At 38.8% G+C, this 15,281-nt stretch carries 14 protein-coding genes; 7 read left to right on the top strand and 7 right to left on the bottom strand.

Annotated features, from left to right (window positions below):
- The 3 genes from ABS766_RS05530 to ABS766_RS05540 all read left to right on the top strand — a co-directional run.
- Positions 1-751, top strand: a 751-nt coding sequence (locus ABS766_RS05530; RefSeq protein ID WP_408084129.1) for a PstA family ABC transporter permease, incomplete at its 5' end; no start/stop codon positions are given.
- On the top strand, positions 748-1,563 hold the full coding sequence (locus ABS766_RS05535) for a phosphate ABC transporter ATP-binding protein (protein WP_408084130.1): 816 nt from the start codon (positions 748-750) through the stop codon (positions 1,561-1,563). The genes ABS766_RS05530 and ABS766_RS05535, both read left to right, overlap by 4 nt.
- A gap of 139 nt (positions 1,564-1,702) precedes the next feature.
- Positions 1,703-3,190 carry a hypothetical protein gene (locus ABS766_RS05540; RefSeq protein WP_408084131.1) on the top strand — a complete coding sequence of 496 codons (1,488 nt, stop codon included), beginning with the start codon at positions 1,703-1,705 and terminating at the stop codon, positions 3,188-3,190.
- A 26-nt stretch (positions 3,191-3,216) separates the two neighbouring features.
- Here the strand turns inward: ABS766_RS05540 and ABS766_RS05545 are convergent, their stop codons facing one another.
- A complete protein-coding gene (locus ABS766_RS05545; RefSeq protein ID WP_408084132.1) occupies positions 3,217-3,879 on the bottom strand; it encodes a thiamine diphosphokinase in 663 nt (220 codons plus the stop codon).
- Between the two features lie 145 nt (positions 3,880-4,024).
- Here ABS766_RS05545 and ABS766_RS05550 point away from each other — a divergent pair, with 145 nt between their 5' ends.
- The 4 genes from ABS766_RS05550 (at position 4,025) to ABS766_RS05565 (ending at position 6,760) form a co-directional block, all read left to right on the top strand.
- On the top strand, positions 4,025-5,497 hold the full coding sequence (locus tag ABS766_RS05550; RefSeq protein ID WP_408084133.1) for a hypothetical protein: 1,473 nt from the start codon (positions 4,025-4,027) through the stop codon (positions 5,495-5,497).
- 2 nt (positions 5,498-5,499) lie between these two features.
- Entirely contained in the window at positions 5,500-6,096 is a 597-nt protein-coding gene (locus ABS766_RS05555; protein WP_408084134.1) for a DUF6705 family protein, read from the top strand.
- Positions 6,097-6,164: 68 nt separating this feature from the next.
- Positions 6,165-6,344, top strand: coding sequence for a DUF6705 family protein (locus ABS766_RS05560; RefSeq protein ID WP_408084135.1), 180 nt, complete (start codon positions 6,165-6,167; stop codon positions 6,342-6,344).
- 23 nt (positions 6,345-6,367) lie between these two features.
- Positions 6,368-6,760, top strand: coding sequence for a DUF6705 family protein (locus ABS766_RS05565; protein ID WP_408084136.1), 393 nt, complete (start codon positions 6,368-6,370; stop codon positions 6,758-6,760).
- Positions 6,761-6,804: 44 nt separating this feature from the next.
- Here the strand turns inward: ABS766_RS05565 and ABS766_RS05570 are convergent, their stop codons facing one another.
- The 6 genes from ABS766_RS05570 to ABS766_RS05595 form a co-directional block, all read right to left on the bottom strand.
- On the bottom strand, positions 6,805-7,629 hold the full coding sequence (locus ABS766_RS05570) for a DUF4249 domain-containing protein (protein WP_408084137.1): 825 nt from the start codon (positions 7,627-7,629) through the stop codon (positions 6,805-6,807).
- Positions 7,630-7,636: 7 nt separating this feature from the next.
- Entirely contained in the window at positions 7,637-10,021 is a 2,385-nt protein-coding gene (locus ABS766_RS05575) for a TonB-dependent receptor (RefSeq protein ID WP_408084138.1), read from the bottom strand.
- A 161-nt stretch (positions 10,022-10,182) separates the two neighbouring features.
- A complete protein-coding gene (locus ABS766_RS05580; protein WP_408084139.1) occupies positions 10,183-12,408 on the bottom strand; it encodes an NADP-dependent isocitrate dehydrogenase in 2,226 nt (741 codons plus the stop codon).
- A gap of 255 nt (positions 12,409-12,663) precedes the next feature.
- Entirely contained in the window at positions 12,664-13,014 is a 351-nt protein-coding gene (rplS, locus tag ABS766_RS05585) for a 50S ribosomal protein L19 (RefSeq protein WP_408084140.1), read from the bottom strand.
- 187 nt (positions 13,015-13,201) lie between these two features.
- Positions 13,202-14,440, bottom strand: coding sequence for a peptidase T (gene pepT, locus ABS766_RS05590; protein ID WP_408084141.1), 1,239 nt, complete (start codon positions 14,438-14,440; stop codon positions 13,202-13,204).
- 50 nt (positions 14,441-14,490) lie between these two features.
- On the bottom strand, positions 14,491-15,114 hold the full coding sequence (locus ABS766_RS05595; RefSeq protein WP_408084142.1) for an HD domain-containing protein: 624 nt from the start codon (positions 15,112-15,114) through the stop codon (positions 14,491-14,493).
- Positions 15,115-15,281 lie beyond the last annotated feature (167 nt).

Below are 15,281 nucleotides of genomic sequence, written 5' to 3' on the forward strand. Positions count from 1 at the left end.
TGCCAAAGGGCTCCCGGCATTAAGCTGGCAAATGTTAACAGACGTACCGCATGGCGGATATTACTTTGGTAAAGAAGGCGGCATACTCAATGCCATTGTAGGCTCTGTTTACCTTGCTATAGGGGCATCTGTATTGGCTTTGATTATCAGCATCCCTTCAACACTTTTTATCCATACCTATCTTTTTTCTTATCCCAAATGGCAAAAAAGCGTGCGGTTGTGGCTTGATGTGCTGTTGGGTGTGCCGGCTATTGTTTATGGTGCTTTTGGTTTTAACCTCATGTTACTTTTTGGCTGGCAGAGTTCGTTACTGGCGGCTATTGTTACAGTAGCGCTGCTTATAAGCCCGGTAATGATGCGCTCTATGGACGAATCTATACAATACGTTTCAACGGGGTTGTACGAATCAGCTTTGTCACTGGGGTATTTTAAGGGCGAAACAGGATTCCGATTTTTGCTGAAACAATCGCTACCGGGTGTAACCACGGCTTTTTTGTTAGCATTGGGAAAAGGTATTGGCGATACTGCCTCAGTGCTTTTTACGGCGGGCTATACCGATTATATACCCGAAAGCCTTGGAGAACCGGCGGCTACCCTGCCACTTGCGATTTTCTTTCAGCTCAGTTCACCAATCCCTGAAGTTAAAGCAAGGGCTTATACAGCCGCAGCTGTACTTATTATGATCATATTAGTAATAAGTGTCGGCTCCCGTGTTATTAGTAACCAACTTTCTAAAAACAGAATAAAATGACAGATAATAAAGCCCTGCCCATAGATTGGGAAATAATACAAAAAGATGAATCCAAAGCCCTGCATAATTTATTATATGTTGATAACCTGAGCCTGTGGCATGGTAAACAGCAAACCCTTAAAAACGTTGAGCTTAACATACGCGATAAAGGCATAACGGTATTACTTGGACCTTCGGGTTGCGGAAAAACCACCCTGCTAAAAACTTTTAACAGGCTTACAGACCTTTATCCTGATATAAAAACGGAAGGGGCTATTTTGTTTGAAGGACAAAACATACTGGATAAGAGCATAGATGTATATGACCTTCGCCAAAAGATGGGGCTGCTTTCGCAAAGGCCGCACCCGCTGCCGGGAACCATTGCCGATAATATTCGGTATGCCCTAAAGCTGAAAGGCGTTAAAGATAAAAGTGAACAGGACGGGCGTATTGAATACTATCTTGATAAGGTTGCCCTTTGGGCCGAAGTGAAAGACCGGCTTAAAAAACCGGCAAGCGGCCTTTCTATCGGGCAGCAACAGCGGCTTTGCCTGGCGCGAGGGCTTGCCATACAGCCTAGGGTAATATTGGCCGATGAGCCTACGTCGGCGCTTGACCCTATTTCCAGCCGCAAGATTGAAGAACAGTTTAAGGAGTTAAGCCGTGAGTTTTCTATAGTGCTGGTTACGCATACGCTACGGCAGGCAAAAAGGCTGGCCGATTATGTAGCCTTTATGTATTTGGGTGAAATTGTAGAAAAAGGCCGACCCGAGGTAATATTTGAAGACCCTAAAACAGAAACGTTTAAAGAATACCTGTTTGAAGGGCATTAAATAAAAATGTTTATAGTATGGGCTATAAACACTTTTTTTATTTTGTTTTCGGGGCGTTGGTATATAACGCCCCTTTTTATTGGGGGTATTTCATAATTTATTGGCTGACTTCTGCGTTATTAGTAGTAAACCTAAAGCCATGAATTATAAACCATTACTGTTTTTATGTGCCTGTTTACTTTTTTGCTGTGGTAAAGAGAAAAAACAACAGGATATAAGTAAGCCTTTAAACACCAACAAATCAATAGATACGGTTGCAAAAACAAGCGAAGAAACTGAAACAGCACCTGTTAGCGCTATTGATACAGCTACGCCTGCATTACTAAAACATACTAAAAATGTTTCAGCTAACAAAAACATCATTCCACTGCCGCCAGAGGTTACATTACCTGTATTTAATACAGAAAGGCTGCCGTTACAAAATTTCTACATTAATACGGCAAAAGATACTGTAATAACAGGAAAAAATGGTGTAACCCTCACCATACTGGCTGATACGTTTGCACACGCCAATGGCAAAGCGGTTACGGGGGTAATAGCACTTGGATTAAAAGAGGCACTATCTATAACTGATATTGTAACCGGCGGGTTAGTTACACTGTCTGACGGAAAGCCCTTAGAAAGCGGGGGGATGGTATATATAAATGCAACATCGGGAAAGGAACAGGTATACATTGCTGAAGGCAGCATTATAAAAGTTGCCATCCCTTCTGAAAAGAAGTACCTGGATATGAAGATATTTAAAGGGATACAGCATGAGGAAAACTTACAAGTAAATTGGGTTAACCCCAGAAACAGTATTATTGCCCCTGCCACTATGGATACTCTGGCCGGAAGTTTTGACCGTATTGCCTTACCTGTAAAACCTTTGAAGCCTACTGAATATAAAGGGGGGACTTTTTTGAAAGTAAACGTACCAAACCCGGAGTTTTACCCTGAATTTAACCTGTATAAAAATGTAAAATGGAAGCTTACGGATGAATCAGCCTATACTGAAGGGGATACCGATAAAGAATGGGTAAAGGTAATACTTGACAGGGGGAAGCAGGAGGGTGAATATACCCTTACATTTATTGAAAAGAACAGGGACAGAAAAAGTTATAATGTAATACCCGTTTTTGAAGGCAAAGATTATAATAAGGCGCTTGCGGCTTATAACGAGGCTTATAAGAAATATGAAAGGCAGCGCAAAGCGTACCTTGAGTATGAACGGCGCTTAAATGCAGAAACTGAAGCCCGAAAGTATGTGAATGACTATGTATTTCCTATAAACGAACTGGGCTGGATAAACTGCGACAGGTTTTATGAAGAGCCTAATGCCAGAGAAATTATAGTAAATATTGAGCTTAAGGGGCAGCAGACAAGTAATGCTTTAGTTTATATGATATTTAATGAACGTAAACTTTGCTTGCCCATTTATACAGATGGTGATGGGTTTAAGGCAACCTATAAACTACCCGTTGGGGAAAAAGTCAGCTTTATAGCATGCCAGGCTGTTAGTAAGGGCACGTTACTGGCTGTGGGGCATACCGAAATAAAAAAATATACTGCGATGGTAATGAACTTGGAGCCTGTACCTGCTAATAAAAATATAAAAGATGTAATTGAGGGGAAAATAGCATTATAAGCAACAACAAACACTATATCTTCAAATTAATCAAAACACTCCATCAACAATAAATCACCTTCTTTATGTTCAATAAATACTATGCCGTCATTTTCAGCTTCATTGCTGCTGCCGCTGCGGTAGCCAATAGTAAGCTCACCATTATCTAACGGATATTTGAGGTTTTTAGTGGTAATGCCGGATACCTTACCGATAGGTATAAGCGAAATGGGGGTGCCTGCCGTATACCATTTTTCAAACTTTTCAGGGAGCAGAAATATTTTACTATGGTCGTCTAGTATCACAATTTTTAGCTTATTACGATAACGCACTATATTGGTAATGTTGGTAATAGTGTGGTCGGCACGTTTACCTGTAGCCCATATTATATTAACTGCAGTAAAACCACGTTCAATTAAAAAATCAAGCGCTTTTTCAAGATCCGTTTTGTCCTGATCAGGTGTATGAATAATTTCCAGCAGATATTGAAAATTGAGGTAGTGCTCCGGGTCAAAATTCCGGTCAAAATCACCCAGCAACACATCTACTTTTATTCCCAGTTTCATTACCCGTTTCATGGCGCTGTCTAAAACTATTACAAAAGGCGACCATTCCAGCAACTGCCCTAAAAGCTCTTTACTGCATTCGGCACCGTTGGCTATAATAAGTGCGGGTTCCTGATCGTCGCGTACTATATGGTGAGATGACATTATTGTGGTTTTAGAAGCAAATATAACATTAGATTTTAAATTTTTATAAAGTTAAAATTTTGTTAAAACAGATGTTGGTTACAACATTTATAAAAATGATATGTTCTTCTGAAGAAGATTATTAATTTTAAAACCAATCAACTAAATGAGAAACACCACTAAGAAACTTAGATGGCTTGCTTTGCTTGTGTTAATTTTTTATGCCTGCCAAAGTGAGTATGACACGTTAACTTTACGAAGTAAAAATTCTACCACTACAGCTACTTTACTTACCGGGAGTGATGCCTTAAAAATGAAAAGGGAATTATTAAGTGAATTAAATAATAACAATCAAATTGGAATATCAAGAATTACAAGTGCACTAGGAAAAAGAAATATTAACAACAGTTCCCAGCGTACAAGCTTGAGTGATATAGAGCGTTATATAGATTCTACTCGGGTTGTTTTACTTATTGATACAATAGCAAGAAAAAAGAATTACTCTTTTATGTTGGCTATTCCCGATACGAGTAAAACAACATTTTATAATTTAGTCATGAGAGACTATAATGGTTATAGGCGTACTTCTATGATAACGTATGATATGGATCCTGATTATGCTAAAGAATATGCTGTTACAGATGATTTGACTAATTTTACAGGGCAAATTACTTTAGAAATTGTTGCAGAAGATGAAGATGATCCTTGTAATCACATATCCCATGGCGGTGGTGGCATATATATGGCCAATCCCTATGAAGGTGTATATGAGAACTATAACCCACATCCATCTTGGGAAATGGTACAAGCACAACTTGCCGAGCGGGGTTTTGCATTAGACAATGCTCCTCCTGAATGGATAGAAGTAAGCCGTTCTCCTAGATATTTTAGATTGTCATATAATCTCTCCGATGATGCTGAGTGTGATGAAGATGAAGTGGGAGTGATACCGCCTGATCCTCATGTGAAAAATTGTGAAGAACTTAAAAAAATGATGGAAGATCATACTATCAGAAATACATTTACTACCTTAAAAAATAAAGTGTCTGCTGCTCCAGCAAATAGAAGGGAGTGGGGTTATGCCTTTAGTAATGATAATCCACCTGAGGAGTTAGAGTTGGGAGATTATTCTAATAATACATTAGAACTACCCTCAGGAGGTTCAATTTATGGAGGTAACCATACCCATCCTTACGATAGTAATCCAGATGAAGGGTATATCCCGATGTTTTCTATTAGTGACATATACCAACTTGCAGTGATTAAAAACAGGTATCAGGGAACAACAATTCCAGTAAGTAAGTTTGTTTTTACACTTACCGTAAAGAGTGGTAATTCAACAGAAACTTTTGCTATAAAAATTTCTAATTCAACACAATTTTATCAATGGGCGTTCAGTTTTAACCAAATGAGTAGAAGTGATAGAGAAACTTTAGCAAAAAACTTAGCGGATATTTATACTGAAACAAGAGATGCAGGCGGTGGGTGGAGTTCATATGCAAAAGATTTATTAGGATTTATGAGTGATAAGAATATAGCCGGGTTAGATTTATATAAAGCTGATGATGAAAATTTTTCCGGTTGGAGTAAAATAAGGTTAAATCATAATAACGAAGTAACTGAAATACCATGTAAATAATTATGAAAAAAATAGTATTATATTTCCTCTTACTGTCTTCAATGGCAGGATATGCACAGACATCAGTAGTTTCTTTGTATGGTCACAAGAAAACTACTGATGGCATCTATTATAAAGATTTGGATAATGACCTTGATTATTATGTAGGTACCTGGGAGTATGTAAGTGGTACCACCACATTAACTATTATCCTTGAAAAAAGAATAATGAAGCATTTTCAGGATAATTATAATGATTATTATGAAGATATATTGGTTGGTGAATACCGTTACGTAGAAAACGGGGTTGAAAAAGTTAATACGTTAGCTAATATTTCAACAATATATGATAATGCTTATGAGCATTACATTTGTGGGAATGCTTTAGTAGGACAATTCTCTCCAAGAACAGTATTAACATCTTTTGGTGACCCAAACATTGATATTATAGGGTTAGAATGCCATATGGCATTTAAGCGTGCAGATGAAAACGGCGTAGAAAAACTACATTCAAATTTTATTAAAACGCATGAAGGTGTTGGCCCTTTGGATGGTCCGACACCAACAGTTAGCCAGTATACAGTGCCTTTTGGCAAATACCTGTTAACTAAGGTCAATTGATACAGAAATCCCTGCTTTAACGGCAGGGATTTTTTTGTAAATTGATGGCTATAATTAATGCCAGCTAAATGAAAAAAATATTATTATACACCCTATTTATATCTTCATTGGCAGGATATGCACAAAGCCCGGTACTTTCTTTATATGAAGATAGGAAAAATACCGAAGGTGCTTATTATAAAGATTTGGATAATGACCTTAATTATTATGTCGGCACTTGGGAATATGTGATGGTACCACTACATTAACCATTATTCTTGAAAAAAGAATAATGAAGCATTTTCAGGATGATGTGGATGATTTTTATGAAGATATATTGGTTGGGGAATACCGTTACGTGGAAAACGGGGTTGAAAAAGTTAATACTTTAAGCAATGCCTCTACAATTTATGATAGTGCATTTGAGCATAATATAACTGGAAATATATTGATAGGCCAAACACCTCCTAGAACAGTAATGACATTTTTTTCAGACCCAAACATTGATATTATAGGGTTAGAATGCCATATGGTATTTAAGCGGGCAGATGAAAATGGTGTACAAAAGATACATTTAAATTTTATTAAAACCCATGAAGGTGTTGGCCCCTTGGATGGTCCGCCGCCAACAGTTAGCCAGTATACAGTACCCTTTGGCGAATACCTGTTAACTAAGGTCAATTGATACAGAAATTCCTGCTTTAACCGGCAGGGATTTTTTTTAAATGCCTACTGTATAATATAATCCACTGTATCAACTTCTGAAAGTCGGAAGTATCCCAGTGCATAGTTATCTTCATTACTCTGGTTTATTATATTGCCCCGAACGGAAACAGGGGGCGTTTGGAACGGACCATTTCCCGCATCACCATCTGCCATGGCAATGAGGATATCCATATAATTGTGAAACCTTTCTGAAACACCATAAAGGCTTATGCCCACATGCTGTCCGGGTTTAAAGTCTTCATTAGATATGAAATTAAACATTTCATTACCCTGAAAAAACTCATCATCTGATATATCGTAATCAGGGTAAGACAGCACTTCTGAATCAAAGCGTGCCATATAAAAATTATCTTCCTGACCGTTATCCTGAAAATAAAAGCGTACTTCTATTTCGTCTCCTAAAAATCCTCCCTCGTTGTCCTGCACAACATTTCCTATCTCCGGCACAGCATACAGGGTTTCAGTAGCAGTATACATCTGGTCATTATACTCTACTGTAAGGGTATAGGTTTCATTAATAACAGGTGCAAAATAGTTGCAGGTATATTCACCCGTTCCTGGATTTTCTGTAAATGTAAATAACGTACCCTGGCTATTGGTCACAAAAACAGTTGCCCCGTTTACCTTTGGTACTTCGCTTTCATAAAAGCCGTTTGTGGTAGTTAGTTTTATTACCTGTTGGCTGCCGTCTGTATTTTTATACCAGTTTATAGAGGCATCTACAACCAGGCGGGGCTTGGCAGTATCAAGGTCTACATCTATTACTTCTTCACAAGAAGTAAGTATAAGAGCAGTAAGTACAGCAAATAATATATATATCTTTTTCATAAATGCCTTAAAATTTAAAATTATAAGTTACACTGGGAATTACACCGAAGATTGAGAGGCGTACAGCCTCATTATTACCATTATCCACGTTTTGACGAAAGGTTATTGATGCAGCATTTTGCCTGTTATATAGGTTATAGATGCTAAATACCCATTCTCCCTGCCATCCCTTTTTCTTTTCCGGCTTGGGTACATAGGTGGCTGATACATCTAAGTGGTGGTAGGCGGGCAGGCGGTTTTGGTTTCGTAAACCATAACTGGGCACAGTTAAATCCCCGTAATGGTACTGCCCGTTAGGATAAGTAACCGGCCGGCCGGACTGTAGCGTGAATATACCGCCAAAAGACCATTTTTTATTGAGCTCATAAGAACCGGTTACGGAAATGTCATGCAGCTTGTCATACCCGGCTTTATACCAGTTGCCATTATTAATTCCGGTTTCCTGTGAGGTACGGCCCGGGGTTTGTTGTTCAGTACGCGAAAGTGTATAAGCAACCCATCCGGTAAGCCTGCCTTCATTTTTCCTGAATAATATTTCAAGGCCGTAAGCTCTTGCCTTTCCGCTAAGCACTACTTGTTCTATAGCCTCATTTGCTATAAGGTTAGCCCCATCAATATAATCCAGGCGGTTCTTTATTTTTTTATAAAACACTTCGGTTTCAAGCGAATAAGCATCATTTTTAAAGTTACGGAAATAGCCAACTGCCACCTGGTCTAATAACTGTGGTTTAAGCCAGTTATCGCTTGGTGCCCAAACATCAAGCGGGGTGGGTGATGAGGTATTGCTTATCAGGTGCAGGTATTGTGCCATGCGATTGTAACTTGCTTTTACCGATTGGTCTTCTCCTAACTGGTAAGAAACAGCTAACCGTGGCTCAAGGTTATTAAAATAGGCTATAGATTTCCCACTTTCATAATATTGAGTGCCGGTAGGCGCTGCCTTTTCGTATATTTTTAGTTCATTATTAAAAACTACCGGTTGGTTGTTGGCATAGGTGTTAAGGGTTTGTGCGCCCAGGCGGTAAAACATACTATAGCGAATGCCATAACTTACAGTAAGCTTATCAGTAATTTCCTGTTCGGCATCAATATATATGGCAGGTTCAAATGCATATTTTCGGTCGAGTTTATCAGGGTTTACTGCCGAATCATCACCGGTAGGGGTAATCTCTCCGGGGTTAAAATCATAATAAATGGCATTTACACCGTAATCCAGCTTTAGTTTATTAGTGAGATAATGTTTAAAATCATATTTAAAATTATAGTTTTTTATACCGCTATCCCAATTTAGGCCTACAAAATTAAGCTTGAGTCCATAATAGTAGTCGCTATAAATTAAACTCATATTACTAAACAGCTGCTCATTAAATAAATGGTTCCAACGCAGGTTTAATAATGTATTGCCATAAAGGTTATTAAAGCTGTCACTTATATCAAAAGCATCCCTGCCAAAATAGCCTGAAAGGTAAACGTTATTATTATCATTAAGCTTATAGCTCAGTTTGGTGTTTAGGTCATAAAAGTAAGCAGAGTTATCATTATCGGCCAGTTTAAGAAACAGGTGGGCATAACTGGCGCGGCCTCCAACTAAAAAAGAACCGCGTTCTTTTACTATAGGGCCTTCGGCCAGTAAACGGCTTGATATTAACCCAATACCCCCGGTAGCATGATATTCTTTTTTATTCCCTTCTTTCTGGTATATATCCAGAACCGAAGATAACCTGCCGCCAAAACGTGCCGGGATGCCCCCTTTATAGAGTTTCATATCCTTTATAGCATCAGAATTGAATACTGAGAAAAAGCCGAACAGGTGCGATGAGTTAAAAATAGTAGCTTCATCAAGCAGTATAAGGTTTTGGTCGGCAGCGCCACCCCTTACATTAAACCCCGAAGCGCCTTCGCCTGAATTGGTAACACCCGGCAGTTGCAGTATAGACTTAAGTACATCTACCTCGCCCAACACAACAGGCATTTTTTTAATTTCCTGTTGGGTAAGGCTGGCCACACTCATTTGCGGTGTGCGTATATCGGTGCGCCGCCTGTCATTATTTATAACTACTTCTTCTAACTGTTCACTCTCCGGACTAAGGTTAAAATTCTTCCTTACATTACCGGTAAGCGTAATTGTTTCGGTAATCGTACCAAAGCTAACATAGCTTATTTCTACGGTATAGGTACCTGCAGGCAGTAGCATAGAATAATATCCATATTCGTTAGTAGCAGTGCCCGTACCAATTTCTTTGATATAAATGTTTGCCCCTATAAGGGTTTCATTGCTTCCGGCATCATTTATGGTGCCGCTGAGGCTGTATTTTTGCTGTGAATGGCTGATAAAAAAACTACAGAAGAATAAAATGAAAAGCGTGAGATTGTATCTCGTGTTTAGTTTCATGTTGGTTTTTGATTGATGACTGTTTAGTAACGTAACTAAGACGTTTTTAATTGCCTGATGTTACAGAAAAATAGTATAAAAACTTGACTAATATTATATTAATAAAAAAAGGCATGGATTACAAATAAATCCATGCCTTATAAAGTTTAAATTATGGTATACTAATTTAGCTTAGCCAAAATTTTATTAAGTGTTTCGCTTGGCCTCATTGCTGCATCGGTTTTATCAAAATCAGGATGGTAATATCCACCAATTTCCTGTGGTTTACCCTGTGCGCCAATCAGCTCAGCATTAATTTTTTCTTCATTAGCTTTAAGTTCACCGGCAATAGCCTCAAATTTTGCTTTCAGTTCAGCATCACTGGTTTGATTAGCCAGTGCTTCTGCCCAGTATAAGGCAAGATAAAAGTGAGAGCCACGGTTATCAATCTGGCCTACTTTACGTGCAGGCGACTTATCATTCTGAAGGAACTTTTCGTTAGCCTCATCAAGTGTTTCACTCAACACAGTGGCCTTGGCATTTTTCTGTGTCTGGCCCATGTGCTCAAATGAAACGGCAAGGGCAAGAAACTCGCCAAGCGAGTCCCAACGCAGGTAGCCTTCTTCTACAAATTGCTGAACGTGTTTTGGAGCAGAACCTCCAGCGCCGGTTTCAAATAAACCGCCACCATTCATAAGTGGTACAATAGAAAGCATTTTTGCCGATGTACCCAGTTCAAGTATTGGGAACAGGTCAGTAAGGTAATCGCGCAGTACGTTACCGGTAACCGATATGGTATCTTTACCATCTTTTATCCTTTCAAGAGAAAAGTTGGTAGCATCTACCGGATTCATAATCCTTATGTCAAGTCCTGAAAGGTCGTGGTCTTTCAGATATGTATTTACTTTCTTTATAATCTGGGCATCGTGCGCACGGTTTTCATCAAGCCAGAAAACAGCAGGGGTATCGCTAAGCCTTGCACGGGTTACGGCAAGCTTAACCCAGTCCTGTATAGGTGCGTCTTTGGTCTGGCACATCCTGAAAATGTCACCTGCCCCAACGCTTTGTTCCATATATACAGTACCGTTATTATTATCTATAACTTTTACAGTACCTTCTTCGTTTAACTGGAATGTTTTATCGTGAGAGCCATATTCTTCGGCTTTTTGCGCCATAAGGCCTACATTGGGCACGCTACCCATAGTGGCAGGGTTAAAAGCGCCATTCTTTTTGCAGAACTCTATAGTAGCTTCGTAAACGCCGCTATAGCACCTGTCTGGTATAATAGCTTTAGTATCCTGTTGTTTGCCTTCAGCATTCCACATCTGGCCACTGGTACGTATCATGGCAGGCATAGAAGCATCTACAATAACATCGCTTGGTACATGCAGGTTAGTAATACCCTGATCAGAATTTACCATAGCAATGGCAGGACCGTTTTTGTATGCTTCGTCAATAGCAGCTTTAACTTCGGCTTCCTGCGGAGTGCCGCTTATTTTTGCATAAACATCACCAAGGCCGTTACGTGTATCTACACCAAGATCTTCAAACAATTGGGCATATTTTTCAAAAACATCTTTAAAATACACTTCTACAAAAGCACCAAAAATAATAGGATCTGATACCTTCATCATAGTAGCTTTAAGGTGTACTGAAAAAAGTACGCCTTTAGCTTTGGCATCTTCTACCTGTTTTGATATGAATTGCTTAAGAGCCTGCATATTAAGTGCAGAACTGTCTATAATCTCTCCGTCTTTAAGCGGCGTGCTTTGTTTTAGCACGGTAACAGTACCGTTTTTACTTACAAATTCAATCCTCACATCGGTAGCCTTATCCATAACAACCGATTTTTCACTTCCGTAAAAATCACCTTTAGCCATGCTGGCTACGTGGGTTTTACTGTCAGCACTCCACGCACCCATGGAGTGGGGGTGTGCCTTAGCATAATTTTTTACGGCTTTAGGAGCGCGGCGGTCTGAGTTACCTTCGCGTAATACCGGGTTCACAGCAGAACCAAGTACTTTTGCATAACGTGACTTAATTTCTTTTTCTTCCTCATTTTTAGGTTCCTGAGGGTATTCCGGTATGTTATAGCCTTGAGATTTTAACTCTTTAATGGCTGCTTTAAGCTGTGGGACAGAAGCAGATATATTAGGAAGTTTGATAATATTAGCTTCCGGTGTGGTGGCAAGCTGGCCTAATTCGCCCAGTGCATCACCAATTTTTTGCCCTTCGGCAAGATGTTCGGGAAAGTTAGCAAGAATTCTCCCGGCAAGCGAGATATCGCGGGTTTCTACATCTATCCCTGCTGTAGCGGCAAAAGCCTGTACTATAGGCAGGAACGAATGTGTGGCCAGCATCGGGGCCTCATCAGTTATCGTGTAATAGATCTTTGATGTATCTGACATTTGTTTGTGAAATTTTAATTTTCCTGATTTCTAAAGAAATAAAGAAAATGGTTAATATGTTTATTTGTCTTTTTGATGCTTTTTGTCAGGACATTAAAATGATCCACCATTTGTCCTTAAGTAAAAGCAAAAGGCTCGCAAATATAGCAAAACATTAACAAAAGGAGGTTGGCGTAACATTAAAAATACGTATTGGGTATAAAAAAAATACCTGCGCACTGCGCAGGTATTTTTGTATACTTTTTTTGGGAAAGATTATCTTCTTCTTTCTTTGATCTTTGCTTTTTTACCGGTAAGATCACGGAAGTAGAATATACGTGCCCTTCTTACTTTACCTCTCTGGTTAAGTTCAATTTTTTGTAATGCAGGCATGTTTAATGGGAAGATACGCTCTACACCAACTGAGCCTGACATTTTACGGATTGTGAAAGTTTGTGTGATGCCAGCACCCCTTTTCTGGATAACTACACCTTTAAAGAACTGTGTTCTTGTTTTTTCACCCTCTTTAATTTCGTAATACACTGTAATAGTGTCTCCTGAATTGAACTCAGGGAAATCTTTTTTTGTTACAAATTCGTCCTGAACAAATTTTACTAAATCAGACATGATTTCTTAATTTATTTTGTGTTAATTCCAAGCAACATTCACGGGTATCGCCAGAGGTTGGTTAGAAACAGGGTGCAAATATAGAAAATATTTTTTACAGGCAAACAAAACTTTTATAAAATTACATTGCTGTAACAATTTGTTTTTCAGTAAGCTGTACTGTTTTTCCTGAAATAGTTACTGCGGCCTACTTTGCGGCAGTCAACTCGGCAATGCGTACAATTACATCAACCGCTTTTTGCATACTTTCTACAGGCACATACTCATATTTGCCATGAAAATTGTGCCCACCCGCAAAAATATTAGGGCAGGGTAACCCCATGTATGAAAGCTGGCTGCCATCGGTACCGCCGCGAATGGCTTTTATAAGCGGTGTAATACCAAGGTCTTTCATGGCCTGTTCGGCAATTTCTACAATATGGAAAACAGGCTCTACTTTTTCGCGCATGTTAAAGTATTGGTCTTTTATATCTGCTGTTGCAATAGGCCCACCAAATTGTTGCTCAAATTTCCGGTTGATGCTGTCGGTAATTTCCTGTACTTTCTTTTTGCGTGCTTCAAACTTTTCGCGGTCATGGTCGCGAATTATAAGTTGCACTACGGTTTCTTCAATGCTGCCTTTTATACCCGTTACATGAAAGAAACCTTCATAACCTGTGGTTTGCTCCGGTACTTCATTTTTAGGTAACTGAGAAATAAAATCGTTAGCAATAAGCATAGAGTTTATCATCTTGCCTTTGGCATAGCCGGGGTGCACACTTTTACCCTGAAAGGTTATTTTTGCGCCGGCGGCATTAAAATTCTCATATTCCAGTTCTCCAATCTGGCTGCCGTCCATAGTATAAGCCCACTCTGCGCCAAATTTGGCTACATCAAACTTATGGGCACCACGGCCAATTTCTTCGTCAGGTGTAAAGCCTATGCGAATTTTACCGTGTTTAATTTCCGGGTGGTTAATAAGGTATTCCATAGCGGTAACAATTTCAGTTACGCCCGCCTTGTCATCAGCGCCTAAAAGGGTAGTACCATCAGTTGTAATAAGGGTTTGCCCTTTATACTGCAATAAATCTTTAAAGTATCCGGGAGAAAGTACAATGTTTTGTTCTTTATTCAGGACTATATCGCCACCATCATAATTTTCAATAATTTGCGGCTTCACATTGGCTCCGCTAAAATCGGGTGAGGTGTCAAAGTGCGATACAAAACCTATTACAGGTACCTCATGCTCAACATTAGAAGGCAGGGTAGCCATGATATACGCATTCTCATCAATGGAGACATCTTCAAGCCCGATGGTTTTCAGTTCTACGGCCAGTTTATTGGCAAGGTCCCACTGTTTTTGTGTACTTGGTGTTGTGTCAGAATTTGGGTCAGATTCGGTATCAACTGTAACATAGCTGATAAAGCGGTCTATTATGTGCTGCATTTAGTTTGATTTTTAAGAATCACAAAGTTACAATTATTTTATGTTTCAGGCTAAAGGAGGTTTAACTCCGCCTTAATATTATTGCGCGCAGGGGTTTCATACTTATCCCTGAAAAATGCTGTTTTAAAAATATTTTCCATATCCAGAAAGTGCTGCAAAACTTTCTTTCTGCCCGGCTTATAAAGTATATCCGGATACACAGCATATTCTTTACGTACATTTTTAAAATAGCTTTCGTATTTTTCCCATGAACTGCCCAATATGGCTAAGTCTGCATCTGTAAAAATATTAATGCTGTTATTACGGCTAATTGTATGAGATTTGGTTGCTAAAATAATTTCTTCGCAGAGATTAATTTTATCATTTGGGTAGCCAATTTTACTCAATACTTTTCTGGCATATTCTGCACTTTGTTCCTCATTATCTTTTGCTGTAGCTTTATAAATTATATCATGGTATACCAGTGCAAAAATAACAGCGGGCCAATCTTGTATAGCACCCTTACATGCGCAGAGCTCACTATACATATGTTCAAGGTGATTCAGGGTATGGTAGTAGCGCTTTTTGCCATGATACTTGACAGTAATATCTTCCCATAAAGTAAAACTATTAGTATCAGAACTGTATTTTGAGCAAGCTGTAATAAAATCATTTTTAAGCATGGTTGATTTCATAGTGTTTGAAGTATCTTTTATTAAGGATATCAAATATAAATATAACTTTATAAAAGGTTTTTTGCGGAAATTTATATTTTTTCTGGGTTTTAATGGTTTTCTATTGTTAACTACAACATTTTAGTTATACTAATTTTCATATTTTTGCAGTAACAACACAAGCAAAC

The organism is Flavobacterium rhizosphaerae, from assembly GCF_046000445.1.
In the GTDB taxonomy this organism is placed as follows: Bacteria; Bacteroidota; Bacteroidia; order Flavobacteriales; family Flavobacteriaceae; genus Flavobacterium; species Flavobacterium rhizosphaerae.